Genomic DNA, 25,850 nt, shown 5'->3' with positions numbered 1-25,850 from the left:
TGGCGTGGATCCTTCGGACATGCTGCGGGCTTGCGGGGGACACGTCCACGGATCCCCCGGCGGTCCCACAGAGTCTATCCACCGCTTGTGAACGCATTCACGAGATACCACGATGTGAGACAGCGTCTCGCCGTACCCGGCGGCGGCGAAACTCATCCAGAAGCGCATGAATCTTGTCTTGATCGGGAGATTTATTCGCCATTAGCCTGATAAGCCGTGGCCGACTACCTATGGTTCGTCATATGAGCATCGGGAATCCTGCGCTTGCCGACGTGCTCGCCCGGCATGGCACGCCTCACCGCCTCCTGGGCGCCCTCGCCGACGGTGGAGTCCTGGTGGCAGTGCGACCAGACCGTTCGGTCGTCCTGGGGACGACCCAAGCCGGTGACCGGGTGCTTCTCGGTTACACCGGCCCTGCTACGTACGCCAGGCACCGTGGCAGCCATTCCCTCTCGGCGTGCGACGCCGACACCATCCTGGACATCCAGCGCGTCACGGGCGTGCGGGAGATCGTGATCGATGCGGCCGGTCCCGCTGCGGCCGCCGTGCCCATCGAAGACCTCCAGCGCTTCCTGACCTCGACGCGCTCGGGGCCGACGCCCGTGCTGTCGGGGGCCGTGCCGGCCGCCTACGCGACGGGTGCCATGGCCACCGTGTCACGCGGATCCGCGGTGGCCCAGGTGGCGCCGCCGAGCACGGAGGCACCCGCCTTCCCGTGGGTGCCCGCGCCGCGGCCGCACCTGTCGGGGCCCATGCAGCAGGTGGACCCTGGGTACCGGCGGTGCACGCATCCGATCCTGCCCGCGCTGCGGCAGGCGATCGCGTACCTGCTGGTGGACTTCCCGCTGGTGCACCACGTGTGGATCTCCGAGGCCCGTACCGCGTCCGGGGCCCCCGGGATCATGCTGCACGTCAAGGTGCACATGTCGGCCGCCGAGGACGTCGTACGCGATCTGCACCGCCTGGTGCGGGCCCGGCTGCCGCAGTTCGCGGCCTCGGGGGCGCCGATCCTCATGGCGAGGGTGGCGGACACGCGCAGCGAGCGCCGGATGATCGAGATCGGCGCGCACGTGGTGTGCGCCGACGTGCGGGACTGACGCACACGCACGGCCGGGGCCCGGGGAAACCGGGCCCTCGCCGTGCGTGACGCCGAGTAGGCCTACCGGACAAGCGCGGGGCGATGATGCTGGCCGCGCTGCTGTTCGGCTGCGGGCCCGCGCTGGCCATGGCCACCCCCGTCTTCGGCCCGGTCTTCGCCCACGTGGTGATCCTGCTGGTCGGCGGTGGCATCGCGGCAGCAGTCGCCGCTCCCCCGCCAGTGCCCTGGCGATGGCGACCCGCTGGCGCTGGCCGCCGGACAGCTCCTCGGGGAAGCGGTCGGTCCCGAGGTGGGCCGGTCGAGGCCGCCGGCCAGGTTGAGCAGCGTCGACTTGCCCGACCCCGACGGGCCCATGACCGCGACCAGCTCACCCGCCGTGACCTCCAGGTTCACCCCCTTCAGCGCGTGCACGTCGCCATGCTCGCGGGTCACGTCCGCCAGCCTCACCACACTCATCGAACCTCCTTGAAAACGGCCTCGCAGTGGTCCAGCCAGCGCTGCTCCGCCTCGGTCCTGAAGATGGAAGCGTCGATCACCAGCCGCTCCGCGAGCCCCTGTGTCGCGGAGCGTTTGGTCCTGGTGAGCTCCTGCAGGGCGCGCATGGTGGCCGCGCGCTGGGCCTGGATGACCTCGGCCACGTCGACGGCGCCGCTGGCGACGGCCATCGCGATCTTGATGGCGAGTTCGTCCCTGGGCCGGTCGCCGGGGGCGACGGGGGTCCCGAACCAGCGCTCCAGCTCCCCGCGACCGGCCTCGGTGATCGCATAGACCGCGCGGCCCTGTTCGTCGGCACCGGCGGGCTCGACCAGGCCGTCACGTTCCAGGCGGGCGAGCGTGGTGTAGACCTGCCCGATGTTGAGCGGCCAGGTCCCTCCCGTCGATGCCTCGAATTCGCCCCGGAGTTGGTAGCCGTAACGGGGCCCGCTGTTCAGCAGTGCGAGCAGTCCGTGTCTGATCGACATAGATACGGAGTATGCATACTGAGTATGCTGTTCGCAACTCGATACGCGTATTCTGGACACGGAACGCGGTTCAGGCCGATACTCGCTCTATGAGCTCCACGCACCCGCACTTTCGGGCATCCGACGGTGAACGCGACCGTGCGATCGACGAGCTCAGGGACCGCGCCGTGGAGGGGCGGATCTCGCACGACACGTTCGTGGGCCGGGTGGACCAGGCGCTGCGCGCGCGCAACCAGCATGAGCTGGACGAACTGGTGGCCGATCTGCCGCGGCGGCAGACGTTCCGGCAGCGGCTGACCGACGCCGTGGCGTCGATGTCGGATTTCACCAGCAAGCTGCAGTCGGCGTGGCGCAAGCCCCGGCTGCCCCGGCTGGCCCTGCCGGACGACAACCGGCTGCGTTACGTGGTGGGCCGGGGATCGGCATGCGATCTCGTGCTGTCGGACCTGACGGTCTCCCGGGTGCACGCCGAGTTGCGGCGCGAGGGCGACGGGCAGTGGATGCTGGTCGATCTGGGCTCGCTCAACGGCACCCGGCTCAACGGGTGGCGGCTGGTGGGGCCCGCCCGGGTCAAGTCGGGGGACGAGATCTCGTTCGGCGACTGCGGGTTTCTGCTGACGCACGGCCAGCCGACCTGACCTCGCGATCCCTGTAAATACGGATATTTGCGGATTGCAGGGTGGGGTGCGCTGATCCAGGATCTCATGCGATCCCCCAGTCTTTTGGAGACCTCATGCGGCGCACCTCAGTCTCCCTCGCCGCGGGCGCGCTCGTCGCGGCCCTCGCGTGGGCTTCCAGCCCCTCCTTACCGGCCGTCGCGCTCGATCCATCGGCGGGCGTGGCCGACCTGACCCAGGACATCAACCAGATCCTCGCCGACTCGCGCCTCACGATCGCCAGGGCGGGCGTCGTGGTCAAGAGCGCCCAGACCGGCGAGGAACTGTACGCCACAGACGCGGGCAAGCTCCTGATCCCTGCCTCCAACACCAAGTTGTTCACCTCGTCCGCGGCGGTGGAGACGCTCGGGCTCGACTACCGCTTCCCCACCACCGTGCTGAGGCACGGTCGCAAGGCCGGCTCGGTGCTGGCCGGCGACCTGGTGCTGCGCGGCACCGGCGACCCGACCATGCTGGCCGCGGACTACGAGGCGCTGGCCAAGGAGGTGGCGGCCGCGGGCGTCAGGCGCGTCACGGGCAAACTCGTGGCCGACGACACCTGGTTCGACGGGCAGCGGCTCGGCAACGACTGGGCCTGGGACGACGAGACCGCGTACTACGCGGCGCCGATCTCGGCGCTGACCGCCTCCCCCGACACGGACTACGACGCCGGCTCCGTGATCGTCTCGGTGGCGGCCGAGGGCGGCAAGGCCAAGGTGACCACCACTCCGCCGACCGACTACCTGAAGATCGTCAACCGGGCCACCGTGGGCTCGGAGAACGACCTGCTCATCGAGCGGCAGCACAGCACCCGCACCGTCGTGATCACCGGCACGGTGGCGACCTCGGCCCGGGAGTGGGTGGCCGTGGACGACCCCACGGCATATGCCTCCTCGCTCTTCCGCGACGCGCTGGCCAGGCACGGCGTCAAGGTGCTCGGGCCGACCGTGACGGGCGCGGCCGAGCCGGGCGCGAAGGAGCTGGCCAGGCACGAGTCGATGACGCTGGGCGAGCTGCTGGTGCCGTTCATGAAGCTGAGCAACAACATCCACGCCGAGATCCTCACCAAGGCCATGGGACGCAAGGCCACCGGTCAGGGCACCTGGTCGGCCGGGCTCAAGGTCAGCACCGACTTCGCCCGGGCCAACGGGGTGCAGGTGGTCAACATGCGCGACGGGTCAGGGCTGTCGCGCCGCGACGGCTTCTCGCCCGGCTCGATCGTGCAGCTCCTGTCGGCCCTGCGGGCCAAGCCCTGGTTCCAGACCTGGTACGACTCCCTGCCCATCGCGGGCAACACCGAGCGCTTCGTCGGCGGCACCCTGAGCAGCCGCATGCAGGGCACGGCCGCGGCGAACAACGTACACGCCAAGACGGGCTCGCTGACCGGAGTCACGGCCCTGTCCGGCTACGTCACGAGCGCCGACGGGGAGCCGCTGGTCTTCTCCATCATGCTGAACCAGTATCTGGCGTCGCCCTCGCCCAAGGACATCGAAGACAAGATCGCCGTCCGGCTCGCCCAGTTCTCCCGGGCCACGGCGACCACCGGCACCGTCCAGCTCCGCGCCCAGAACGCGCCCCCCGGGGGCGGCGACCTCGAGTGCTCGTGGCTCAAGCCCGTACAGTGCTGACGATCTCGTGACGCCGCGCGGCCCCCTGACGCTCAGGGGGCCGCCGTGGTTTACCCGCTGGTCACACGGGTCATATTACGATTCGACCACCTGGAGCTCCAGCTATGGATGGCTTTTTCCATACATAGCCGACCCTGGGGCGCCAGAATTCGGGATCGACGCAGTCTCCACTTCGGAGCACTGCCCCCGGACCAGGGAGCGCCGGGGCCTTCACCGGCCACACCCCGAGCCGGTTTCCCACCGCACGCCCATGCGCTCCCCTCCCGGCGGGCCCGGCCGCGCCTCCCCCCGCACACAGGACCGCGGCCGGGCCCGCACACAACCGGAGGACAGGGATCCGAACGCCCCGAAGGGGCCCGCCCCTGGGCGAGCCCCTTCGCACGTCTGCGCTTGATCAGCCGCTGCTCAGGACCGACTTGAGGAGCTGGCCCAGGACGTCGACGTCGAGGATGTCGTTGTCCGAGCCGAGGTTGTTCCACTCGCCGAAGTCCCACCTCGCGGCGTCGTCGGTCTGGTTGGGACCGGGCAGGATGCCGGCGTTCGTTGCGACGGCGGCGACACCTGGGGTCGCGGCGAGCGCGGGACCGGCGACCACGATCATCCCGCCGACGAGGCCGGCCAGGACGAGCCCTGATCTGTACATGTTTTTCTCCTCTGATAACCGCTCGACTACTCTCCGTAGCTATCGGAGGAAGATCTGCCCCTCGCCCAAGTTGGACAAACGCCCCTACACTCCTCTTGATCCGCGCAAATACCGGGCGTGGGAGAAGTGGTGACCAAGATCGACCCACTTGACATTCCGGCGTCCCGAGTTGAGAAAATACCTCGCCCTCCATGACCATCACTTGGCCATCGCGCGCTCCCGGCCTACGGAAGAGTCAAAATGACCGGACCGTCCGCAGTTATGGCAACTGTGTGCTCAACGTGCACGCTCCTGCTGCCGTCGCCCGAGCAGACCGACCACCCGTCCTCCGCCATGACGTAGTCGTCGCCACCCCCGGCCATCAGGCTCGGCTCGATCGCGATCACCAGCCCGGGCCTCAACCGCAGACCCCGGCCCTGGCGGGCCTCGTTGGGCACGAACGGCGACTCGTGCATGGCCCGCCCGATGCCGTGGCCGCCGAAGTCGTTCTGCATGCCGTAGCCCGCGCCGCGGCCGACCGTGGACATGGCGTGGCCGATGTCGCCCATCCGGCCCCCGGGAAGCGCCGCCTCGATGCCCGCGGCCAGCGTCTCCTCGGCGACCCTGATCAGCTTGAGGTCCCCGGCGCGGGCCTGCCCGACGGCGAAGCTGACCGTGCCGTCGGCGTGCCACCCGTCGACGTAGGCGCCGCAGTCCACGCTCAGCAGGTCACCGTCACGCAACCGGTACGACGTCGGCAGCCCGTGCAGCATCACCCCGTTCACCGACGTGCAGATCACCCCCGGGTACGGCATCGCGCCGAACGACGGGTGGTACCCGAGGAACGACGCCCCCGCCCCGGCCTCCGCGATGACCTCCCTGGCCAGCTCGTCGAGCTGCCGCAACGAGACCCCGACGGCGGCCCGCTCCCGCACCGCGGCCTGAACGGCGGCCACCACCCGCCCCGCCGCCCGCATCGCGTCGATCTCGCCGGCTGTCTTGAGCTCGATCACAGTCCCTCCTTGTCGATAACTATACCGGTATTATTATCACGACATGGGAGAGGTTGGTCGAGGCCGCGTTTGCCCGGAGCCCAGAAACGGATTCGCTCCGCCAGGGCGGCGAACGATTCGACGGGGCACTCGATCTACGACCAGTGCGTGGCCCTCGGTGGCCGGGCCGATGTTGAGGAAGGCCACCGCGTGGTCGTCCTCATAGACCTTCTGCGCGGGCTCGACCCCGGCGACGATCGCGCAGAAGACACACCCACCGCGCCTCAACCCTCCCGCCGGGCCGCCGCGCGGAACGCCTGGTGCAGCTCGGCGACCGGGGCCATCTCCGCGACGAACCCGAACCGGCCGGCACGCATCTGCCGGGCGCCGTCCAGGAAGGCGCTCAGCGCGTACCGGGAGAGCGCGCCTCCGATGCTCACCCGCCGCACACCGATCTCGGCCAGTTGCTCCAGCGTGATCGCCGGGTCCGCGAAGCCCATCACCACGTTGACCGGCTTGCCGACGGAGGAGACGACCGCGCGCATCTGGTCGAGGGTGCGCAGGCCCGGCGCGTACAGGACGTCGGCGCCCGCCGCCTCGAACGCCTGCAGGCGCCTGATGGCCTCGTCGAGGTCGGCGACGCCGTACAGCAGGTTCTCCGCCCTGGCGGTCAGCACGAGGGGGACGGGCAGGCCGCGGGCGACCTCGACGGCCGCCCGCACACGCTCGACAGCGAGCCCGAAGTCGTAGATCGGATTGCGGCGGTCGCCCGTCGCGTCCTCGATGGAGGCTCCCACCGCGCCGTACGCGCAGGCGTCCGCGATCATCCTGGCCGCCGCCGCCGGCTCGTCGGCGTAACCGTTCTCCAGGTCGGCGTTGACCGGGAGCGGGGTCGCCGCGCTGATGACGCGGCAGTTGTCGAGGACGTCCTGCCGGTCGGCCCGGGTGCGGCCGAGCTGGTTGGCCACGCCGAAGCTGGTGGAGGCCAGGGCCTCGAAGCCCAGCGAGGCCAGGATCAGCGCGGTTCCGGCGTCCCACGGGTTGGGCAGCAGAAGAGGCTCCGGTCGCTCGTGCAGGGCCCGGAAGCGGGTCGCGGCGGCCAGTTGATCGGTCATGGGGTTGCTCCGTCCGTGGAACTGCCGTTACTCGCTCACTTTCGCCGTCTCCTCATCGATACGTCAAATGCATAGCAATAATGCGATTTATCAGGAATTCTGATGGATATGACGTTGGAGGAGATCGAGGCGTTCGTATGCATTGCCGAGCTGGGCGGGTTCACGGAGGCGTCCAGGAGGCTCAACCGGTCCCAGCCCGCGATCAGCCGCCGGATCCGTGAGCTGGAGCAGTCGCTGGGCGCGGCATTGTTCGAGCGATCCGGCCGGCGGGTGGTGCTCACCGACGCGGGGCGGGCGCTGCTGCCGTTCGCGGAGGCCGCGCTCGCCACCGTCCGCGACGGCGAGCGAGCCGTACGGGACCAGGCGCGGCAACCCGGCAGCACGCTGACCCTGAGCCTGGCCATCGTCGGCACCCTGGCCGACTCGCACCTCGTGGACGTGCTGCGGACGTTCGAGGCGCGGTTCCCGCGGGCCTCGGTCGAATTGCGCACCGCGACGAGCCGCGAGGTGAGCGCCCTCGTGCGCGGCGGCGAGGCCACCCTCGGCCTGCGCTACTTCCCCGACGCCGACCCCCGGCTGGAGTCGATCCCGCTCGGCACCGAGCAACTCCTGGTCGTCGTGCCCGCCTCGCACCCGGTCACCGCGCACCGCCTGCCCGGCCTGGAGGCGCTGCGGAACGAGCGCTGGATCGGCTTCCCGCCCGAGCGGGGCCAGCCCGACTCCTTCGGCCATCTCCTCGAACGCGAACTGCCCTCCGGGCGGACGGGCCCGCCGATCACCCGGGTCGACAGCCTCACGGCGCAGAAACGGCTGGTCCAGGCCGGTCTCGGCATCGCCCTCATGCCCGTCAGCAGCATCCGGGAGGAGCTGCGCATCGGCAGCCTGCGGACGATCGAGGTCGAGAGCCTGGACGCGGCTCTGCCCGTGGTCGTGGTCCGCCGCAGGCGCGGCTACCAGAGCCGGCCGGCCGCGGACTTCCTGGAGGTGCTGGCGGAGCACACCCCCGAGCTGCGCGGCTGACCCGCGTCAGCGATCAACGAACACGGCGGGTCAGGCGCGGGCAGCGGGTGGGGCCGTCGGCGCAGGCCCCACCCGTGCCCCCCAATCAGGCCTTGAGCCAGCTCATCATCGGGCGGAGCTTGGCGCCCGTCGTCTCGATCGGGTTGGCGGCGAGCTCCTCACGGTGCCGCTTGAACTCCTTCTGCCCGCCGTCGAACTCCTCGACGAGCTGCCGGGCGAAGGTCCCGTCCTGGATCTCGCCGAGAATGCGGCGCATCTCCTGCCGCGTCTCCTCGGTGATGATGCGCGGGCCGCGGGTGTAGCCGCCGTATTCGGCCGTGTCGGAGACCGACCAGTACATCTTCGAGATGCCGCCCTCGTACATGAGGTCGACGATCAGCTTCATCTCGTGCAGGCACTCGAAGTAGGCGACCTCCGGCTGGTAGCCGGCCTCGATGAGCGTCTCGAAGCCGGCCTTGATCAGCTCGGACACGCCGCCGCACAGCACGGCCTGCTCGCCGAACAGGTCGGTCTCCGTCTCCTCGGTGAAGGTCGTCTTCAGCGCCCCGGCCCGGGTGCCGCCGATGCCCTTGGCGTACGACAGCGCCAGGTCCAGCGCCTTGCCCGAGGCGTCCTTCTCGACGGCCACCAGGCAGGGAACGCCCCGCCCGGCCTCGAACTGGCGGCGGACGAGGTGGCCGGGGCCCTTGGGCGCGACCATGCACACGTCCACGCCCTCCGGGGCCTCGATGAGGCCGTAGCGGATGTTCAGGCCGTGGCCGAAGAACAGCGCGTCGCCCTCTACCAGGTTGGGCGCGACGTGCTCGGCGTACAGGTGGCGCTGGATGTGGTCCGGCGCCAGGATCATCGTGAGGTTGGCCTCCTCGACCGCCTCGGCCGGAGTGACGACCCGCAGGCCGTCGTTCTCCGCCTTCTCGCGGCTCTTGGAGCCCTCCGGCAGGCCGACGCGCACGTCCACGCCCGAATCCCGCAGGGAGAGCGCGTGGGCGTGGCCCTGGCTGCCGTACCCCAGCACGGCCACGTGACGTCCCTGGATGATCGACAGGTCGGCCTGGTCGTCGTAGTAGATCTCGGTCACTTGCTATTACCTTTCAGGCGGTACGGTCCAGTGCCCTGAGGGACCGGTCGGTGATGGAACGGGCGCCGCGGCCGATGGCCACCATGCCCGACTGGACGAGTTCTTTGATCCCGAACGGCTCCAGCACCTTGATGAAGGCGTCGAGCTTGTCGGGAGTGCCGGTGACCTCGATGGTCACGGCGTCGGCCGCCACGTCGATGCAGCGGGCCCGGAAGAGGTTGACGAGCTCCAGCACGTGGGAGCGGCTCTCGGAGTCGGCCCTGACCTTGATCAGCATCAGCTCGCGCTGCACCGACTGCGAGGGGTCGAGCTCGACGATCTTCAGGACGTTCACCAGCTTGTTGAGCTGCTTGGTGACCTGCTCCAGCGGGAGTTCCTCGACGCTGACGACGATCGTCATCCGTGAGATGTCGTCGTGCTCGGTGGGCCCGACGGCGAGCGAGTCGATGTTGAAGCCGCGCCGGCTGAACAGCGCCGACACCCGCGCGAGGACACCCGGCTTGTTCTCGACCAGCACAGACAGCGTGTGACGGCTCATCGGTCGCTCACCGCTCCTCGTTCGCTCCACGGGCGCTCCTGCGCCACCGCTCTTCCGGCTGCCTCGGACCTAGTCATCCTCGTTCTCCCACTTGGGCGCCATGTCACGGGCAATCTTGATGTCGTCGTTGCTGGTGCCTGCCGCCACCATGGGCCAGACCATGGCGTCCTGATGGACGACGAAATCGACCACGACGGGCACGTCGTTGATCTCCATGGCCTTCTTGATCACGGCGTCCACGTCCTCCGGACGCTCGCATCGCAGGCCCACGCAGCCGTAGGCCTCGGCCAGCTTGACGAAGTCCGGGATGCGGCGGGTGGTCTGCAGGTCGGTGTTGGAGTAACGCTGGTCGTAGAAGAGCGTCTGCCACTGGCGGACCATGCCGAGGTTGCCGTTGTTGATCAGCGCGATCTTGATCGGCACGCCCTCCAGGGCGCACGTCGCCAGCTCCTGGTTGGTCATCTGGAAGCAGCCGTCACCGTCGATGGCCCACACGGTGGACTCGGGGCGGCCCATCTTGGCGCCCATCGCGGCCGGGATGGCGAAGCCCATCGTGCCCAGGCCGCCGGAGTTGATGAACGTCCCGGGGTTCTCGTAGCCGACGAACTGCGCGGCCCACATCTGGTGCTGCCCGACCCCGGCCACGTAGTACGCCTCGGGGCCGGCGATGGAGCTCAGCCGCTCCATGACGTATTGCGGCGCCAGCGAGCCGTCCGCGAACGTCTCGTAGCCCAGCGGGTAGGTCTTCTTGTACCCGTTCAGGATCGTCCACCAGTCGGCGTAGTCACCCCGGGCCTCGGAGGCCTGGATCACACCGATGAGGTCGCTGATGACCTCCTTGCAGTCGCCCACGATCGGCACGTCGGCATGCCGGTTCTTGGAGATCTCCGCCGGGTCGATGTCCGCGTGCACGACCTTCGCGTGCGGGGCGAACGACGCCAGGTGGCCGGTCACCCGGTCGTCGAACCGGACGCCGAGTCCGATGATCAGGTCGGACTGCTGCAGGGCCCCGACGGCCGAGACGCTCCCGTGCATGCCGGGCATCCCCATGTGCTGGGGGTGGCTGTCGGGGAACGTCCCCCGCGCCATCAGCGTGGTGATGACCGGGATGTTCGTCAGCTCGGCCAGTTGCCGCAGCTCGGCCGCGGCGCCCGCCTTGTGCACGCCGCCGCCGACGTACAGGACCGGGCGCCTGGACTCGGCGATCAGCTTGGCGGCCTCGCGGATCTGCTTGGAGTGGGGCTTGGTGACCGGGCGGTAGCCCGGGAGCTGCATGGTGGGCGGCCAGTGGAAGGTGGTCTCCGCCTGCAGCGCGTCCTTCGAGATGTCCACGAGCACCGGGCCGGGGCGGCCCGTGGAGGCGATGTGGAAGGCTTCCATGATCGTACGGGCGATGTCCGCCGGGTTGGTGATCAGGAAGTTGTGCTTGGTGATCGGCATGGTGATGCCGGAGATGTCGGCTTCCTGGAAGGCGTCGGTGCCGATTGCCCCGCTGGCCACCTGGCCGGTGATGGCCACGATCGGCACCGAGTCCATGTACGCGTCCGCGATCGGCGTCACCAGGTTGGTGGCCCCCGGGCCGCTGGTCGCCATGCACACCCCGACCCGGCCGGTCGCCTGTGCGTAACCCTCGGCCGCGTGCCCCGCGCCCTGCTCGTGCCGTACGAGCACGTGCCGGACCTTGGTCGAGTCGTAGAGGGGGTCGTAGGCCGGCAGAATGGCACCGCCCGGGATCCCGAACACGGTGTCGACTCCCATGTGCTCCAAGGCCCGCACGAGGGCCTGTGCACCTGTCATCCGTTCGGTCATCGGCTCGTTCCTTGCGTGGCTGCTCTCAAGGCTTAAGGACATAAAAAATGCCCCTTCCCACCGGTGTAGCGGGGTTGGGGCGGCGCGCAGGTCGTCGTGCTTCGCTATCGGCCTGCGCGCCGGCGAAGTACTACGAGAATCTCACTGCGAAGCATGGCCTACACGATAGCCGCTCCGAATGCCCCAGTGTCAACTTCGTGGACACAAGTCTCAAACAGTGAGACTCGTCCGCATCAGTGAGTCCACCCCGCGCGCCGCCATGGGACGCGCCACCAGGAATCCCTGCCCTCTTGTGCACCCCATCCGCTTCAGCAACTCCAGTTGCTCGGGGCGCTCGATGCCCTCGGCCACCACGATCAGCCCGAGGTCGTGGCCGAGCCGCACGATCGTCCGGGTGAGCAGCGTCAGGGTGTCGTCCTTGCCCAGCCCTGACACGAAGGACGGGTCAATTTTGATCATGTCAACGGGGAGTTGCCGGAGAAACGCCAGCGACGCGTAGCCTGTGCCGAAATCGTCAATCGCCAGGCGTACACCGAGGGCGCGCAGCTCTGACAGCCGCTTGATCGTCTCCTCGGCGTCCTCGACCAGCATCTCCTCGATCACTTCGAGCGTGAGCGCGGAGGCGGGCAGCCCGCTCTCCTCCAGAGCCTCTCGCACCGTCTCGACGAAACGCGGCGCGGTGATCTGCCGGGCCGACAGGTTGAGCGACAGCCCGATGTCCCAGGACGAGGCCCGCCAGGCGGCCACCTCGCGGCACGCCTCGCGCAGGATCCACTCACTCAGCGGCACGATCAGCCCGGTGTCCTCCGCCGGGCCGAGAAACTGCTCCGGCGGCACGAACACCGAGCCCCGCCACCACCGCACCAGCGCCTCGACGGCGGTCACCCGTGAGGTGGCCAGATCGACCACCGGCTGGTATTCGATCGCGAACTGCTGCTCGATCAGCGCCCGCTGCAGGTCGGCGGCCAGCTCCAGGCGGCGCACCACGTCGGCGTGCATCTGCGCGGCGAACACCTCGACCCGCCGCCCGCCCAGCTCCTTCGAGCGCGCCATGGCCACGTCGGCGTTGCGGATCAGGTCGGCCGCGGGCAGGTCGTCCTCGGTGAAGGCCACGCCCACGCTCGCGGTCAGCGCCACGTCGCGGTCGGCGACCCGGAAGGGCTCCTGCGAGACCGCGCGTACCAGCCGCTCGGCGAGGTCGACCGCCACCTGCGCGTCGCCGCCCGTCTCCACGAGCACCGCGAACTCGTCGCCGCCCCAACGGGCCAGGGTGTCGTCGGCGCGTACGGCGCCGCGCAGTCGCCGGGCCGCCTGCCCGAGCAGGTAGTCGCCGCTGGCGTGGCCGACCGAGTCGTTGACCGAGGTGAACCCGTCGAGATCGAGGAAGATGACCGCGACGTGGCCGGACGTGCGCCCGGACAGCACCTCGCGGGTGCGCTCCTCGAAGTAGGCGCGGTTGGGCAGCCCGGTGACGCCGTCGTGGAAGGTCAGGTGGGCCACCTGGTTGCGCAGCGCCTCCTCGTCGCTGATGTCCCTGGTCGTCACCAGCATCAGCTCGTCGCGCCCGACATGGCGGGTGGCGACCGACTCGGTGGGCCGCCAGGTGCCGTCGGACGCGCGCACCCGGCAGGCGATCAGGCACGCACCGGGCGTGGCGGTGTCCTCGTCGAGGCCCATGGCGCGCAGCGCGAGCTGGATGCCGGGCACGTCCTCCGGATGGATGTAGTCGAAGATCGACCCGCCGACCAGCTCCTCGGGGCGGTAGCCGTAGGTGGCCTCCACCCCGGTGCCGATCTCGTGCACCACGCCCTCGTAGTCGCACAGCAGCACCACGTCGCCGGTGCTCTCGGCCAGCTCCCGCAACTGCCGCTCGCCACGCTTGACCAGGCCGCGCAGCCGTACGTTGGCCGCCGACACCACGAACAGGCGCATCAGCAGGAGCAGCACCACCGACACCGCGACCGCCACCACGCCGACGACCGGTGCCCCCTGCGGGCCACTGGTCAGGTGGGCCAGCAGCGTGCAGGCCGCCGCGGCGACCAGCGCCAGCGGCATGATCGCGATCACGTCGCCGACCGCGCGACCGCCCGCCTCCCCGCCGCGCGGCCCCCACGGGACGGCGGCCAGCAGCAGCAGCGCGACCGGCGTGAGCATGACGCTCCACACCTGCGGGTCGACGCCGTCGAGCCGGGCCACCGCGGCCGCCAGGCCGGCCACGGTCATGGTGGCCAGCGCGCCGACCCCGGCCAGGCCGAGCAGCCAGGAGGGCGCCTTGCTGGTGAGCACGGACGGGATCACCGCGCAGGTCACCAGCAGCGCGATCATCGGTGGCAGCATGATCAGCGTGAACGCGGGCGGGTCGGCCGTCTCGGCGTAGACGTGACGCAGCGTCACCACCCAGCCGATCAGGAACAGCGAGGCGGCACACAGGTAGGAGTCGGTGATGTGCCGTAAAGCGACGCCCGCCGGGAACCTGCGGTCGGCGGCGATCAGCGCGCCCCCGGCCGTGACGACGGTGCCCAGCAGCATGAACAGGTCGGCGAAGCTGACCACGACGCTGTCGGCGAACGGGCGCAGGGCGACGCCGGCCGCCCAGATGACGGCACCGCCGCCCATCCAGCGCGCGCCCAGCGCCGTGGGGCGGTGCGCGGCCGACTTCACCGAGGCGCCCAGCAGGGAGGCGGCGGCGAGCAACGCCGCCAGTCCGCCGGCGACCGCGCCGGTGAGCAAGCCCGAACCACCCGTGAGAAGCGCGGCGGCGAAGGCCACCACACCCACCGCCACGGCGGCGGTCAGCGGCACCCGTGGATCACGCCAGCGGATCACAGTCGTTGCCCATCCCGTCTCGTGCTCTGCTCCCTTGTCCGCCGAAGCCCGGCGGATCTCTTCGCCAGTGTGTGCGGTCCTGGGGGCGCGGGTGGTGACAACGCCGATGTCGTCACCGATCTGATAACCACACAGACCAATTGCCGCCAAGGATTCCTTGACAGCTAGTCAGGAACGCCTTGCAAACGCCACCGTACGCAGCGAAGGTCACGGACCAGCCACGGTCCGGGATCCTCTCAGTACGCGTCGGTTATGACGTTGACCAGGGGCTCGGCAGCGCGGTAGCGCTCGAGCTGAGCACGAAGCAGGCGCAGGGTGCGCCGCCCCGAAGCGGGTGTGCTGCCCGCGACATGCGGAGTTATCAGGAGACCCGGTGCGCTCCAGAGGGGGTGACCCTCGGGCAGTGGCTCGGGCGCGGTCACGTCCAGCGCGGCGCGTAGCCTACCGGTTTTGAGCTCCGCGATCAGTGCGTCGGTGTCGACGACTCCGCCCCTGGCGGCGTTCACCAGGAGGGCGCCGTCCTTCATCCGCGCCAGGAACGCGGCGTCGACCATGCCCGCGGTGTCGGGCGTGGCGGGCACCAGCAGCACCACGACATCGGCCGCGGGCAGCAGCGTGGTCAGCTCGTCCATGCCGTGCACGCCGTCGCGGGCGCTCCTGGCCACGCGTACGACCTCCACCTCGAACCCGGCGAGCCGCCTTTCCAGCGCCGTGCCGATGGAGCCGTACCCGACGATGAGCACGGTCGAGTCGGCCAGCACGCCGGTGTGGTGGTAGGTCCACTCGCCCCTGCGCTGCGCGTCCACGAATCCGGGGAACTCCCGCAGCACCGCCACCATCGCCCCGACCGCCCACTCGGCGGTGCCCGCGTCGTGCACGCCGCGGGCGTTGCACAGCGTCACTCCCCGCGGAATGTGCGGCAGGTACTGCTCCACCCCCGCGCTCACGGTCTGCACCAGCCGCAACGAGCTCATCCGGGCCAGCGTCCCCGCCATGTCGGGCACCGTGACCAGCGGCGGGATCCAGACCTCCACCTCCTCGATCCCGTCCGGCATCGGGGACATGCCGTCATAGACAGCGCATTCGACGCCAGGGAGGTCGGACAGAACATCAACCACCGAATCAGACGGAACCCAGGTCTTCATGCGGAGAACCTTACGACTGCCGGGGAAGTATGGAACACATGAGGAAGCTCTGGACGATCATGCTGGTGGTCGCGCTCGCCGCCTGTTCCAGCGCGGGCGAGGTCGCCCCGACGGCCGCCGTCTCGGCGGGCGGCGCCCCCGGCGATCCGCAGGACGTGGCGACCGACCTGGCCGTGCCGTGGGGCATCGCCTTCCTCCCCGGCGGAGACGCCCTGGTCACCGAGCGGGACACCGCCCGGTTGCTACGGGTGAGCCCGGCGGGCCAGGTGCGGCAACTGGCCACGATCGAGGGAGTGCGACCGGACGGCGAGGGCGGCCTGATGGGCGTGGCGGTCAAGGGCGACCAAATCTTCCTTTACTACACCGCGGAACAGGACAACCGGATCGTGCGCTACCGGCTGGCCGGCGACCGGCTCACCGACCAGCGCGTGCTCGTCCAGGGCATCCCGAAGGGCACCATCCACAACGGCGGCCGGCTCGCCTTCGGCCCGGACGGCCACCTGTACGCGACCACCGGCGAGACCGGCGACCGCGACCTCGCCCAGCGGCGCGACTCCCTCGGCGGCAAGATCCTGCGCATGACCGTGGACGGCGCGCCCGCCCCCGGCAACCCGTTCGGCACCCTCGTCTACAGCTACGGCCACCGCAACGTCCAGGGCCTGGCCTGGGACCCCGCCGGCCGCCTGTACGCCTCGGAGTTCGGCGCCGACACCTACGACGAGCTCAACCTCATCAGGCCGGGCGCCAACTACGGCTGGCCCGAGGTCGAGGGCCGCGGCGACGACCGGCGGTTCGTGAACCCGATCGTCACCTGGTCCACCGCCGAGGCGTCCCCGTCGGGCCTGGCGTACGCCGACGGCTCCCTGTGGATGGCCGCGCTGCGCGGCGAGCGCCTGTGGCAGATCCCGCTGGCCCAGGACGGCGCGGCGGGCAAGCCGGTCGCCCATTTCACCGACCGGTACGGCCGCCTGCGCGCGGTCACCGCGGCCCCCGGCGGCAGGCTGTGGGTGGGCACCAGCAACAAGGACGGCCGGGGCTCACCGCGCCCGGGCGACGATCGGATCATGACCGTGACCCCGTCGTCATAACCCGGGCGACGACCGGGTCGCCTCGTCGTCGCGGCCCGGGCGACGCGGGATCCGCCACCGGCCGTCCCGCGCCCCGCCGTCAGCCGTTCAGCCGGTGCCGCCGCAGGTCACCTGGGCCTGCGGCCGGTATTCCGTGGTGAGCTTCTTGTCCTTCTTGACGACCTTGCCGTCCTGGTGGAACACCCGGGTGACGTCGATGGTGAAGCCCTGCTGGCCGTTCGTGGGCACGCAGCCGGTCGCGATGCCGGTCTCGCTCCGGAACGGGGTGAAGTCGCGCCGCTGCGACTCGATCGCCTCGATCTTGTAGCGCTTGGTGCCCCACAGCGTGACCGTGACCGAGGTGTCGGTGAAGGCGGTCTTGATCAGCACGCCGGTGTCGGAGTCGTTGCGCCACTTCAGGTCGATGGAGGGGTAGAGCAGCGCGGCGTCGCGCCCGGCCGGGTAGCGGGAGGCGTAGAAGTCCATCGGCTGGTGCTCGACGTCCTCGAACCCGCCGAAGAACGCCGCGTTGTACATGGTGGTGGCGAACTGGGAGGTGCCGCCGCCGACGATGTTCACCGTCCGGCCGCCGACGATCTGCCCGGCCTCGACGTAGCCGTCCTCGACGGTACGCGGGCCGATGGTCTCGTTGATCGAGAACGTCTCCCCCGGCTTCACCAGATGGCCGTCGAGCTCCTGGGCCATGCGCTGGATGTTCTTCACGCGCGACACGCAGCATTCGTACATCGTGGTGAAGGAGGCCACGACCTCCTTGATGCCGAGGTCGCGCACCTGCTCGGTGGCGACGGTCGGGGTGACGACGCCCAGCTTGACCGGGATGGTGCGGTCCCCGCCCTGGTCGAACACCCTCTCGGCGTCCCTGGCCAGCAGCTTGTCGTTGATGCCCCGCCCGGTGCGGGCGGGCACCAGCACCGGCCGGCCGCCCACGATGTCGTACGTGGCGTCGCGTGGCTGCTGCGCGGCGTCGACCAGGCTGCTCTCCGCGGCGGCCAGCACGGCCTTGGCGTCGAACTGCGGCGCGAGCCCGCCGCCGCCGTCGGAGTTGTAGGTCAGGTTCTCGGCGATCAGAACCGGGGAGACCTGCGTCTGCTTGTCGCCCAGGGTCAGCGTGATGGGAGCGGAGACGGCCTGCCTGGCCTTGGCCATCGCCGCCTCCACGGCCTCCGGGGTGGTGACGGGCTTGGCCGGCCGCAGCGTGAGGACCACGGTGCCACCTCCGCGCAGGAAGGCGTCGCCGACCCGGCGCACGGCGTCGTCCCGGTCGAGCAGCACGCCGTCCTGGGGCATGCGGGCCTTGGGCACCAGCCCGCTGAAGGCCACCCGGCCCTCGTGCGCGGGCTTGTCCGCGGCCTCCGCGAGGCCCTCGATGGTCCGGGTGAGCTGGGAGGTGTCAATGGTGACCTTGGGCTGCAGCTCGGTCGTGCCGGTCAGCCCCCGCCACACCTCCTGCGGGCTCGGGAACCCGCTGGGCGCCTGCCCGATCGTGCCGACCACGTCGAGCTCCAGCCCGGCCTCGTCGGCCTGGACGGTCTCCTTCCGGCCGCCGAGGTCGATCACGACCGGCCTGCTCAGCTTGGTGGCCAGCTCGGCGCGCAGCTTGTCGGCCGCCTGGGTCACGGTCAGGCCGCCGATGTCCACGCCGGCCACGTAGGTGCCGCGCAGCACCGAGCCCGACATGAGCACAGCGGGCACGATGTAGGCCAGAGCCGCCAGGATCACCAGAAACGAGACCAGGGTCGTGACGAGCCGGCGCCGCCGGGGCGGCTCGGGCTCGAAGGCGGGCGGCCGCTCAGGCTGCCCCGCCGCGCCGAACACCGGTGTCTGTGGCTCTTTGTCGGTCATCGGCCACGGCTGCGCCGGCTGCGCCGCCGGGGGCAGCGCGCCGCCTGAGGGACCGCCCGAGGCGCTCGGGCCGCCTTGGGCCGGCCGGGACTCCTGCCTGTCCTGCGGGCCGAAGATGTCCCGGGAGACGCCCGGGGGGAGGCCTTCGATCCGCGGCTTTCTGGAGACGCCCGACGTGGGGAGTGGCACCGAAGCGAACGGGTCGGTCGGTGATTCGATCGGTCCGGCGTTTCGCACGCCTCAATCTCCTCCCGGTCCGCAGCCAAAGTCTCAGGCAACAGTAAGGCACGCGCATCCACATATGTCACGGAATATGGCTACGGAAATGTGTCAACCTAGCCACCGGTAGCGATGTTCAGGTCGTCCGGCCGTGCCGTAGCGCGGCCGGAGTTCGGCCTGCCCGGCCGCGCACAGGTATTCGAGATAGCGGCGGGCGCTCACCCTCGACAGCCCCGTGAGCTGGGCCGCCTCGGCCGCCGACAGGTCTCCACCCGCCTCCCGCAGGGTATCGGCGACCAGTGCGCAGGTGGCCGCGGACAACCCTTTCGGCATGGATGCGGCGGTTTTGGTGCCAAAGAGCCGGTCCACGTCGTCCTGGCGTGCTTCGGGGCCGATGGCGGTCAGCCGCCTGCGGGTGTCGGCGTACTGGCGGAGCCGCTCGGTCAGCGCGGCGGCGGTGAAGGGTTTGATGAGATAGTTGACCGCGCCGCCGCGCATGGCCTCCCGCACCGTGGGCACGTCGCGGGCGGCGCTGATCATGAGGACGTCCACGTCGGTGAGGGCCTTGAGCACCTCCAGGCCCGACATGTCGGGCAGGTAGATGTCCAGCAGCACGAGGTCGGGCCGCGACTCGGCGACCGCGGCGAGCGCGTCGGCGCCGTTGTGGGCGACCGAGACGACGTGGAAGCCGGGCACGCGGGCCACGTAGCCGCTGTGGATGCGGGCGACCATGAAGTCGTCGTCCACCACCAGCACCCGCATGTCTCTCATGACCACGCCCTCCCGCACCGCCTCATGGCCGCGTCCTGGCCGGGAGGAGGGCCGTGAAGACCGCGCCGCCCGAGTTGCGTACCCGTACCCAGCCGCCTCTGCGCAGGCACGCCTGCCGGGTGAGGGCGAGGCCCAGCCCGCGCGGCCCCGACTGGGCGGCCTTGGTGGTGAACCCCTCCCTGAACACCTCTTCCACCAGGTCAGGCGCGATGCCGGGACCCGAGTCGCCGACCCGCACGCGCAGCCCGCCCGCGTCGGCCTGCACCGACACCTCGATCGTGCCCTCCGCCCCGTCCAGGGCGTCGATGGCGTTCGCGACCAGGTTGCCGACCACCAGGACCGCGTCCCGCGGATCGCCGAGCAGGCCCTCGGGCACGGCCGAGTCGTCGGACAGCACGAGCCTGGCACCACGCTCGGCCGCCTCGGCGGACTTGGCCAGCAACAGGGCGGCCAGGGTCGGGTCCTGGACGCGTTCGCGCAGGTCGGCGGCGTAGGCCCCGCCCGTGGTGCGGGTGATGTAGCCCACGGCCGCCTCGTGCTCGCCCAGCTCCAGCAGGCCGACGACGGTGTGCATGCGGTTGGCGAACTCGTGCGCCTGGGCCCGCAGCGCCTCCGTCGCGCTGCTGGTGTCGTCGAGCTCACGGGCCAGGTGGACCAGCTCGGTGCGGTCCCGCAGGGTGACCACCCAGCCGCGGTGCTGGCCGCGTACGGACACCGGGGTGCGGTTGAGCACCAGCACGCGCTCGCCGTGCAGCACCACCCGGTCCACACCCGGGTCGGCGCCGCCGAGCACGTCGCGCATGCGGTCGGAGACCGGCAGCCGGGTGAGCTCCGCGCCGATCGGCACGTCGCCGAGCAACTCGCGGGCGGCGTCGTTGACCAGGGTGACGTGGCCGGCGAGGTCGAGCGCGAGCACACCCTCCTTGACGCCGTGCAGCACGCCCTCACGCTGCTCCAGCAGCGCGGCGATCTCGCGCGGCTCCAGGCCGAAGGTCTGCCTGCGCACCCGCGCGGTGATCAGCGCGGCCAGCGCGAGACCGGCCAGCAGCACCGCCAGCGCCGTCCAGACGAGCGGCGGCAGCGCGGCGCCGAGTTGCCCGACGACCGTGGTCTCCAGCACGCCGACGGAGACGAGGCCGACGATGTTGCCGTATTCGTCGCGGATGGGGGTCTTGCCCCGGACCGTGGTGCCGATCGTGCCGGTCTCGGTGCCGACCCAGCTCCGGCCCGTACGCAGGACCACGCTGCCGTCGGTGGACAGCTTCCGGCCGATCAGCGCGGCGTTGGGGTGGGCGTAACGCTTCTGGTCGGTGTTGGCGATCACGACGTAGTCGGCGCCGGTCTCGTGCTGGACGCTCATCGCCAGCGGCTGCAGCACCGTCTCGGGCTTCTCCAGCTCGAACGCCTCCCGCACCTGCGGGAGCGCGGCCACGGACTGGGCGATGGCCAGCGCCCGCTGCTGGTGAAGCGCGTCGAGCTGGTCACGGGTGCGCCCGGCCCACACGCCCGCGGTGCCCCCGACGGCGAGGATCACGATCACCATCTGGAGCGCGAACAGCTGGGTCCCGAGGGAGGCCTCACGCAGCCTTCTCACGGTCCACATGGAAACAAAGCCAGGTCACGGCCAGGTCGCGACCAATACGACCACTATGACGGCAACCGCGCAAAGGCTCGACGCGCGGGAGAGGAAGGTTCACCATCCCAGTTTTATGACGGTGAAATCCCCCCTTGGAACGCGCCTGCGCATACTGGCCACGCTCGCGGCGCTCTCCCTCGGCGCGCTGACCGGATGCGGCGGCGGGTCGGGGACCTCCGCGAGCTCCACGCTGCGGATCATGGCTCCGGCCGCGCCGGGCGGCGGATGGGACCAGACCTCGCGCGTCGCGGAGCAGGCCTTCAAGGCCGGAGACCCCAGCCGCAAGGTCGAGGTGTACAACGTACCCGGCGCGGGCGGCACGATCGGCCTGGCTCAGCTCGCGGGCGAGCAGGGCAACGGCAACCTGCTGATGACCATGGGCCTGGTCATGGTGGGGGCCATCGAGCAGAACAAGTCGAAGGTCACGCTGACCGAGACGACGCCCATCGCCAAGCTGACCGAGGAGTACGAGATCGTCGTCGTGCCCGCCGCCTCGCCGTTCAAGACGCTGGCCGACATGGTGGCGGCCTGGAAGGCAGACCCGGCGAAGGTGTCCATCTCGGGCGGTTCGGCGGGCGGCACCGACCACATCGTGGCCGGGCTGATGGCCAAGGCCGCGGGTGTGGACCCCAAGCAGGTCAACTACATCGCCCACTCCGGCGGCGGCGAGGCGCTGAACGAGCTGCTCGGCAACAAGGTCAGCGCGGGCATCTCGGGCGTGGCCGAGTTCGCGGAGCACGTGAAGTCGGGCAAGCTGCGCGCGCTCGGCGTGACGTCCGGTGAGCGCATCGCCGGACTGGACGTGCCCACCCTCAAGGAGGGCGGGCTGGAGGTGGAGCTGGCCAACTGGCGCGGCTTCGTCGCCCCCGCCGGGCTCTCCGACGCCGACAAGACGGCGCTGACGAACCTGGTCACCAAGATGCACGGCTCGCAGCCATGGAAGGACGCGGTGGCCAAGAACGGCTGGATCGACTCCTTCCAGACCGGGCAGCCGTTCGCCGACTACCTGGCGGCCGAGCAGACCCGGGTTAAGGCCATCATCGCCGAGATGGGGCTCGTCTCCTGATGACTCGATGGTGGCGGCCCGAGCTCGGGCTGGCGGTCGTGGTGCTGGTGCTGGGGGCGCTCGTCGTGGTCGGGACGCTGGACGTCTCGGCGGCGGCCTCCCAGCTCGGCCTCGGACCGCGGTTCTTCCCCATGCTGGTGGGCGGGGCCATGGTGGTGGTCGGCCTGTGCTACGTGATCGACGTCGTACGCGGCGGTCGGGCCGACCCCGAGGAGAGCGAGGACGTGGACGCGGACGCGCCCACGGACTGGCGGAGCGTCGGGCTGGTCAGCGGGATCTTCCTGGCATTCGCGGCGCTCCTGAACGTGCTCGGCTGGATCATCGGCTCCGCCCTGCTGTTCTTCGGTTTGTCGGTGGTCCTCGGGGCCGAGCACAAGCTGCGCGCGGCCGGGATCTCGGTGGTCATGGGAGTGGCGACGTACCTGCTGTTCGTCAAAGGCCTGGGCGTGTCCCTGCCGGGCGGGCCGCTGGCGGGGGTGATCTGAGTGGATTCGTTCCAGCTCCTGCTCGACGGCTTCGCCGCCGCGCTCACCCCGGTCAACCTGCTGTACGCGCTCGTCGGCGTCACGCTCGGCACCCTGGTCGGCGTGCTGCCGGGCATCGGGCCGGCGATGACCGTGGCGCTGCTGCTGCCGATCACCTTCACGGTGCCGCCGGCCAGCGCGTTCATCATGTTCGCGGGCATCTACTACGGCGGCATGTACGGCGGCTCGACCACCTCCATCCTGCTCAACACGCCCGGCGAGTCGGCTTCGATGATCACCGCGCTGGAGGGCAACAAGATGGCCCGGCGCGGGCGGGCGGCCCAGGCGCTGGCCACGGCCGCCATCGGCTCGTTCGTGGCCGGGACGCTGGCCACCGCGCTGCTCGTGGTGGCCGCGCCGGCCGTGGTGAGCTTCGCGATCTCCTTCGGCCCCGAGGACTACTTCGCGCTGGCGATCCTGGCCTTCACCGCCGTGTCCTCGGTGCTCTCCCGCTCGGTCGTGCGCGGCCTGGCCTCCCTGGGGCTCGGCCTGGTGATCGGGCTCGTCGGCATCGACCAGCAGACCGGCCAGGCGCGGCTCACCCTGGGCATCCCGCAACTGCTCGACGGCATCGACGTGGTGATCGTCGCGGTCGGCCTGTTCGCGCTCGGCGAGGCGCTCTACGTGGCCTCCCGGCTGCGCCACGCGGCGCCCGAGGTGGTGCCCGTGGGGCGGGCGTGGATGGGGCGGGCGGACTGGCGCCGATCGTGGCCGGCCTGGCTGCGCGGCACCGCGCTGGGCTTCCCGTTCGGCGCCCTGCCCGGCGGCGGGGCCGAGATCCCCACGTTCCTGTCGTACGCGGCCGAGAAGCGGCTGGCGCGCGGCGTGGCGCGCGAGGAGTACGGCAAGGGCGCCATCGAGGGCGTGGCCGGCCCTGAGGCCGCCAACAACGCCTCGGCGGCCGGCACCCTGGTCCCGCTGCTCACGCTGGGCCTGCCCACGTCGGCCACGGCCGCGATCCTGCTGGCCGCCTTCCAGCAGTACGGCCTGCAGCCCGGCCCCCAGCTCTTCGATCACAACCCGGCGCTGGTGTGGGGCATGATCGCCTCGCTGTTCATCGGCAACACGATGCTGCTCGTGCTCAACCTGCCGATGGCGCCCCTCTGGGCACGCGTGCTGCGGATCCCCCGCCCGTACCTGTATGCCGGGATCGTCGTGTTCGCCGCCCTCGGCGTCTACGCCCTGAACGGCACCGTCGTCGACCTGTTCGTGCTCTATGTGCTCGGCCTGCTCGGGTACGCCATGCGCCGCTTCGGCCTGCCGGTCGCCCCGGCGGTGATCGGCATGATCCTCGGGCCGATGGCGGAGATCCAGCTCCGCCGGGCGCTGGCCATCGGCGCGGGCGACGTGAGCGTCCTGGTGCGCAGCCCGGTGGCGGTGGTGCTGCTGGTGCTCGCGTTCCTGGCCCTGCTCATGCCCCTGTTCCGGCGGCTCGCGACACGGCGCCAGGTCACAGCTTCGTCACGCGCCGACTAGCCACGGCCCCTTGCGGGAATCCCAGCCATTGGTTCTTGGGGCGGCCCCGCCGATATGTCCGGATCGGCGGAGCCGCTCACAGGAGCCCGCACCCGCATGTCCGGATCGGCGAGACCGCTCACAGGAGCCCATCGCCTGAGTGCTACTCGCTCACTCCCAGCTTCTCCAGGATGAGCTGCCGGGCCCGGGCCGCGTCGGCCTTGCCCTTGCTGGCCCGCATCACCCCGCCCACCAGCGCACCCGCCGCCGCGACCTTCCCGGCCTTGACCTTCTCCGCCGCGTCGGCGTTGTCGGCCAGGACCTGGTCGATGATGGCCGACAGCTCGCCCTCGTCGTTGACGATCTGCAGCCCGCGCCGCTCGACCACCTCGTCGGGCGTGCCCTCACCGGCCAGCACGCCTTCGAGCACCTCGCGAGCGAGCTTGTCGTTGAGCGACCCCGAGGCCACCAGCTCGGTCACCCTGGCGATCTGCGCGGGCGTGATGGGCAGATCGGCCAGCGTGGTGCCGGTCTCGTTGGCCCGCCGCGCGAGCTCGCCCATCCACCACTTGCGCGCGTCGGCCGCCGGCGCGCCGGCCGCGACCGTGGCCTCGACCAGGTCGATCGCGTCGGCGTTGTGCATGGCCTGCATGTCGAGGTCGGACAGCCCCCACTCGGCCTGCAGCCGCTTGCGCCGCACGGACGGCAGCTCCGGCAGGGCCGCCTTCAGCTCGGCCACCCACGCCGGGTCGGGCGCGATCGGCACCAGGTCGGGCTCGGGGAAGTAGCGATAGTCCTGCGCCTCCTCCTTGGACCTGCCGGAGGTGGTGGTGCCGGTGTCCTCGTGGAAGTGCCGGGTCTCCTGAACGATCTTCCCGCCCTCGGCCAGGAGGGCCGCCTGCCGCTCGATCTCACTCCGCACGGCCCGCTCGACGCTGCGCAGCGAGTTTACGTTCTTGGTCTCCGTACGGGTGCCCCACTCGGCGGAGCCGCGCGGCATGAGCGACACGTTGACGTCGCAGCGCAGCGAGCCCTCCTCCATGCGCACGTCGGAGACGCCGAGGGAGCGCATGATCTCGCGCAGCTCGGTCACGTAGGACTTGGCGACCTCGGGCGCCATCCGGTCGGTGCCCGGGATCGGCTTGGTCACGATCTCGACCAGCGGGATGCCGGCCCGGTTGTAGTCGACGATCGAGTAGTCGGCCCCGTGGATGCGCCCGGTCGCGCCGCCCACGTGCGTGGACTTGCCGGTGTCCTCCTCCAGGTGCACCCGCTCGATCTCGATCCGCACGGTCTGCCCCTCGACCTCGACGTCGACGTAGCCGTCGAAGCAGAGCGGCTCGTCATACTGCGAGATCTGGTAGTTCTTCGGCATGTCCGGATAGAAGTAGTTTTTCCGGGCGAAGCGGCACCACTCGGCGATCGAGCAGTTGAGCGCCAGCCCGATGCGGATCGTCGACTCGATGGCCACGGCGTTGGCCACCGGCAACGCCCCGGGCAGCGCGAGGCAGGTCGGGCAGACCTGCGTGTTGGGCGGGGCGCCGAAGGTCGTCTTGCAGCCGCAGAACATCTTCGACCTGGTGCCCAGCTCGACGTGCGTCTCCAGCCCGAGCACCGGCTCGAACCGATCGAGCGCTTCGTCGTACGGCATGAGCGTACCGGCAGTCATGGTGAGGTCCTTAGTTCAGATCGTTACGTTTTCAAGCTATCGCTTCGGCCGTCAGAGGAAGCCATGACTCCTCAAGGCCTTCGAGGTCGC

The 25,850-nt window shown here is 70.5% G+C and carries 21 protein-coding genes and 1 pseudogene; 8 read left to right on the top strand and 14 right to left on the bottom strand.

The window, feature by feature from the left end; genetic code table 11:
* Positions 1 to 242 precede the first annotated feature (242 nt).
* Positions 243 to 1,097: a hypothetical protein gene (locus tag ABGB18_RS16930; RefSeq protein WP_347696455.1), complete on the top strand. Its 855-nt coding sequence runs from the start codon at positions 243 to 245 to the stop codon at positions 1,095 to 1,097.
* Between the two features lie 198 nt (positions 1,098 to 1,295).
* On the opposite strand, the pseudogene ABGB18_RS16925 reads toward ABGB18_RS16930, so the two are convergent.
* Positions 1,296 to 1,555 (bottom strand): annotated as a pseudogene (locus tag ABGB18_RS16925) (ATP-binding cassette domain-containing protein); the annotation flags it as partial.
* A complete protein-coding gene (locus ABGB18_RS16920; protein ID WP_347696454.1) occupies positions 1,552 to 2,061 on the bottom strand; it encodes a PadR family transcriptional regulator in 510 nt (169 codons plus the stop codon). The gene ABGB18_RS16920 and the pseudogene ABGB18_RS16925, both read right to left, overlap by 4 nt.
* Before the next feature lie 89 nt (positions 2,062 to 2,150).
* Here ABGB18_RS16920 and ABGB18_RS16915 point away from each other — a divergent pair, with 89 nt between their 5' ends.
* Together ABGB18_RS16915 and dacB are read left to right on the top strand one after the other, a co-directional pair.
* Positions 2,151 to 2,699: a DUF1707 and FHA domain-containing protein gene (locus ABGB18_RS16915; RefSeq protein WP_347696453.1), complete on the top strand. Its 549-nt coding sequence runs from the start codon at positions 2,151 to 2,153 to the stop codon at positions 2,697 to 2,699.
* Positions 2,700 to 2,794: 95 nt separating this feature from the next.
* Positions 2,795 to 4,345 carry a D-alanyl-D-alanine carboxypeptidase/D-alanyl-D-alanine-endopeptidase gene (dacB, locus tag ABGB18_RS16910; RefSeq protein WP_347696452.1) on the top strand — a complete coding sequence of 517 codons (1,551 nt, stop codon included), beginning with the start codon at positions 2,795 to 2,797 and terminating at the stop codon, positions 4,343 to 4,345.
* Positions 4,346 to 4,739: 394 nt separating this feature from the next.
* Here the strand turns inward: dacB and ABGB18_RS16905 are convergent, their stop codons facing one another.
* From ABGB18_RS16905 to ABGB18_RS16895, 3 genes are all read right to left on the bottom strand, one after another.
* Positions 4,740 to 4,988, bottom strand: a complete 249-nt coding sequence (locus tag ABGB18_RS16905; protein WP_347696451.1) for a hypothetical protein — start codon at positions 4,986 to 4,988, stop codon at positions 4,740 to 4,742.
* A gap of 224 nt (positions 4,989 to 5,212) precedes the next feature.
* Positions 5,213 to 5,980, bottom strand: a complete 768-nt coding sequence (gene map / locus ABGB18_RS16900) for a type I methionyl aminopeptidase (protein ID WP_347696450.1) — start codon at positions 5,978 to 5,980, stop codon at positions 5,213 to 5,215.
* Between the two features lie 263 nt (positions 5,981 to 6,243).
* Positions 6,244 to 7,074, bottom strand: coding sequence for an isocitrate lyase/phosphoenolpyruvate mutase family protein (locus tag ABGB18_RS16895; RefSeq protein WP_347696449.1), 831 nt, complete (start codon positions 7,072 to 7,074; stop codon positions 6,244 to 6,246).
* Positions 7,075 to 7,176: 102 nt separating this feature from the next.
* On the opposite strand from ABGB18_RS16895, the gene ABGB18_RS16890 reads away from it, so the two are divergent.
* On the top strand, positions 7,177 to 8,094 hold the full coding sequence (locus ABGB18_RS16890) for a LysR family transcriptional regulator (RefSeq protein WP_347696448.1): 918 nt from the start codon (positions 7,177 to 7,179) through the stop codon (positions 8,092 to 8,094).
* 85 nt (positions 8,095 to 8,179) lie between these two features.
* Here ABGB18_RS16890 and ilvC read toward each other — a convergent pair whose 3' ends face one another.
* The 5 genes from ilvC to ABGB18_RS16865 all read right to left on the bottom strand — a co-directional run bounded on the left by ilvC (position 8,180) and on the right by ABGB18_RS16865 (position 15,409).
* The gene (gene ilvC / locus ABGB18_RS16885) at positions 8,180 to 9,163 is read right to left on the bottom strand and encodes a ketol-acid reductoisomerase (protein ID WP_347696607.1); all 984 of its coding nucleotides are present in this window, start codon (positions 9,161 to 9,163) and stop codon (positions 8,180 to 8,182) included.
* A 22-nt stretch (positions 9,164 to 9,185) separates the two neighbouring features.
* Entirely contained in the window at positions 9,186 to 9,710 is a 525-nt protein-coding gene (gene ilvN / locus ABGB18_RS16880; protein WP_347696447.1) for an acetolactate synthase small subunit, read from the bottom strand.
* Positions 9,711 to 9,779: 69 nt separating this feature from the next.
* Positions 9,780 to 11,561: an acetolactate synthase large subunit gene (locus ABGB18_RS16875; protein WP_347696446.1), complete on the bottom strand. Its 1,782-nt coding sequence runs from the start codon at positions 11,559 to 11,561 to the stop codon at positions 9,780 to 9,782.
* Between the two features lie 168 nt (positions 11,562 to 11,729).
* On the bottom strand, positions 11,730 to 14,345 hold the full coding sequence (locus tag ABGB18_RS16870) for an EAL domain-containing protein (RefSeq protein ID WP_347696445.1): 2,616 nt from the start codon (positions 14,343 to 14,345) through the stop codon (positions 11,730 to 11,732).
* Positions 14,346 to 14,581: 236 nt separating this feature from the next.
* Positions 14,582 to 15,409: a 2-hydroxyacid dehydrogenase gene (locus tag ABGB18_RS16865; RefSeq protein WP_347696444.1), complete on the bottom strand. Its 828-nt coding sequence runs from the start codon at positions 15,407 to 15,409 to the stop codon at positions 14,582 to 14,584.
* A 119-nt stretch (positions 15,410 to 15,528) separates the two neighbouring features.
* On the opposite strand from ABGB18_RS16865, the gene ABGB18_RS16860 reads away from it, so the two are divergent.
* Entirely contained in the window at positions 15,529 to 16,578 is a 1,050-nt protein-coding gene (locus ABGB18_RS16860; RefSeq protein WP_347696443.1) for a PQQ-dependent sugar dehydrogenase, read from the top strand.
* An 87-nt stretch (positions 16,579 to 16,665) separates the two neighbouring features.
* Here ABGB18_RS16860 and ABGB18_RS16855 read toward each other — a convergent pair whose 3' ends face one another.
* The 3 genes from ABGB18_RS16855 to ABGB18_RS16845 form a co-directional block, all read right to left on the bottom strand.
* On the bottom strand, positions 16,666 to 18,420 hold the full coding sequence (locus ABGB18_RS16855; RefSeq protein ID WP_347696442.1) for a VanW family protein: 1,755 nt from the start codon (positions 18,418 to 18,420) through the stop codon (positions 16,666 to 16,668).
* Between the two features lie 330 nt (positions 18,421 to 18,750).
* Entirely contained in the window at positions 18,751 to 19,410 is a 660-nt protein-coding gene (locus tag ABGB18_RS16850) for a response regulator (RefSeq protein ID WP_347696441.1), read from the bottom strand.
* 22 nt (positions 19,411 to 19,432) lie between these two features.
* The gene (locus ABGB18_RS16845; protein WP_347696440.1) at positions 19,433 to 21,013 is read right to left on the bottom strand and encodes a sensor histidine kinase; all 1,581 of its coding nucleotides are present in this window, start codon (positions 21,011 to 21,013) and stop codon (positions 19,433 to 19,435) included.
* Between the two features lie 112 nt (positions 21,014 to 21,125).
* Here ABGB18_RS16845 and ABGB18_RS16840 point away from each other — a divergent pair, with 112 nt between their 5' ends.
* From ABGB18_RS16840 to ABGB18_RS16830, 3 genes are read left to right on the top strand one after another with little or no spacing between them, the layout of a single operon-like run.
* Positions 21,126 to 22,112 (top strand): tripartite tricarboxylate transporter substrate binding protein, encoded by a 987-nt coding sequence (locus tag ABGB18_RS16840; RefSeq protein ID WP_347696439.1) that lies wholly within the window; start codon positions 21,126 to 21,128, stop codon positions 22,110 to 22,112.
* The gene (locus tag ABGB18_RS16835) at positions 22,112 to 22,597 is read left to right on the top strand and encodes a tripartite tricarboxylate transporter TctB family protein (RefSeq protein ID WP_347696438.1); all 486 of its coding nucleotides are present in this window, start codon (positions 22,112 to 22,114) and stop codon (positions 22,595 to 22,597) included. Before ABGB18_RS16840 ends, ABGB18_RS16835 begins: the two co-directional genes overlap by 1 nt.
* Positions 22,598 to 24,112: a tripartite tricarboxylate transporter permease gene (locus ABGB18_RS16830; RefSeq protein WP_347696437.1), complete on the top strand. Its 1,515-nt coding sequence runs from the start codon at positions 22,598 to 22,600 to the stop codon at positions 24,110 to 24,112. It begins immediately after the preceding gene.
* A gap of 142 nt (positions 24,113 to 24,254) precedes the next feature.
* On the opposite strand, the gene gatB is transcribed toward ABGB18_RS16830, so the two are convergent.
* Complete coding sequence (gatB, locus tag ABGB18_RS16825) at positions 24,255 to 25,760, bottom strand: Asp-tRNA(Asn)/Glu-tRNA(Gln) amidotransferase subunit GatB (protein WP_347696436.1); 1,506 nt, start codon at positions 25,758 to 25,760, stop codon at positions 24,255 to 24,257.
* Positions 25,761 to 25,850 lie beyond the last annotated feature (90 nt).

The organism is Nonomuraea sp. B12E4 (genome assembly GCF_039871825.1).
In the GTDB taxonomy this organism is placed as follows: Bacteria; Actinomycetota; Actinomycetes; order Streptosporangiales; family Streptosporangiaceae; genus Nonomuraea.
This window is presented reverse-complemented; position numbering and strand designations above follow the sequence as displayed.

Coding starts and splice junctions, on each gene's coding strand:
- ABGB18_RS16930 (WP_347696455.1), top strand. CDS start 243: ATGAGCATCGGGAATCCTGCGCTTGCCGACGTGCTCGCCCGGCATGGC.
- ABGB18_RS16920 (WP_347696454.1), bottom strand. CDS start 2,061: ATGTCGATCAGACACGGACTGCTCGCACTGCTGAACAGCGGGCCCCGT.
- ABGB18_RS16915 (WP_347696453.1), top strand. CDS start 2,151: ATGAGCTCCACGCACCCGCACTTTCGGGCATCCGACGGTGAACGCGAC.
- dacB (WP_347696452.1), top strand. CDS start 2,795: ATGCGGCGCACCTCAGTCTCCCTCGCCGCGGGCGCGCTCGTCGCGGCC.
- ABGB18_RS16905 (WP_347696451.1), bottom strand. CDS start 4,988: ATGTACAGATCAGGGCTCGTCCTGGCCGGCCTCGTCGGCGGGATGATC.
- ABGB18_RS16895 (WP_347696449.1), bottom strand. CDS start 7,074: ATGACCGATCAACTGGCCGCCGCGACCCGCTTCCGGGCCCTGCACGAG.
- ABGB18_RS16890 (WP_347696448.1), top strand. CDS start 7,177: ATGGATATGACGTTGGAGGAGATCGAGGCGTTCGTATGCATTGCCGAG.
- ilvN (WP_347696447.1), bottom strand. CDS start 9,710: ATGAGCCGTCACACGCTGTCTGTGCTGGTCGAGAACAAGCCGGGTGTC.
- ABGB18_RS16875 (WP_347696446.1), bottom strand. CDS start 11,561: ATGTCCTTAAGCCTTGAGAGCAGCCACGCAAGGAACGAGCCGATGACC.
- ABGB18_RS16865 (WP_347696444.1), bottom strand. CDS start 15,409: ATGTCCCCGATGCCGGACGGGATCGAGGAGGTGGAGGTCTGGATCCCG.
- ABGB18_RS16860 (WP_347696443.1), top strand. CDS start 15,529: ATGAGGAAGCTCTGGACGATCATGCTGGTGGTCGCGCTCGCCGCCTGT.
- ABGB18_RS16855 (WP_347696442.1), bottom strand. CDS start 18,420: ATGACCGACAAAGAGCCACAGACACCGGTGTTCGGCGCGGCGGGGCAG.
- ABGB18_RS16850 (WP_347696441.1), bottom strand. CDS start 19,410: ATGAGAGACATGCGGGTGCTGGTGGTGGACGACGACTTCATGGTCGCC.
- ABGB18_RS16845 (WP_347696440.1), bottom strand. CDS start 21,013: ATGTGGACCGTGAGAAGGCTGCGTGAGGCCTCCCTCGGGACCCAGCTG.
- ABGB18_RS16835 (WP_347696438.1), top strand. CDS start 22,112: ATGACTCGATGGTGGCGGCCCGAGCTCGGGCTGGCGGTCGTGGTGCTG.
- gatB (WP_347696436.1), bottom strand. CDS start 25,760: ATGACTGCCGGTACGCTCATGCCGTACGACGAAGCGCTCGATCGGTTC.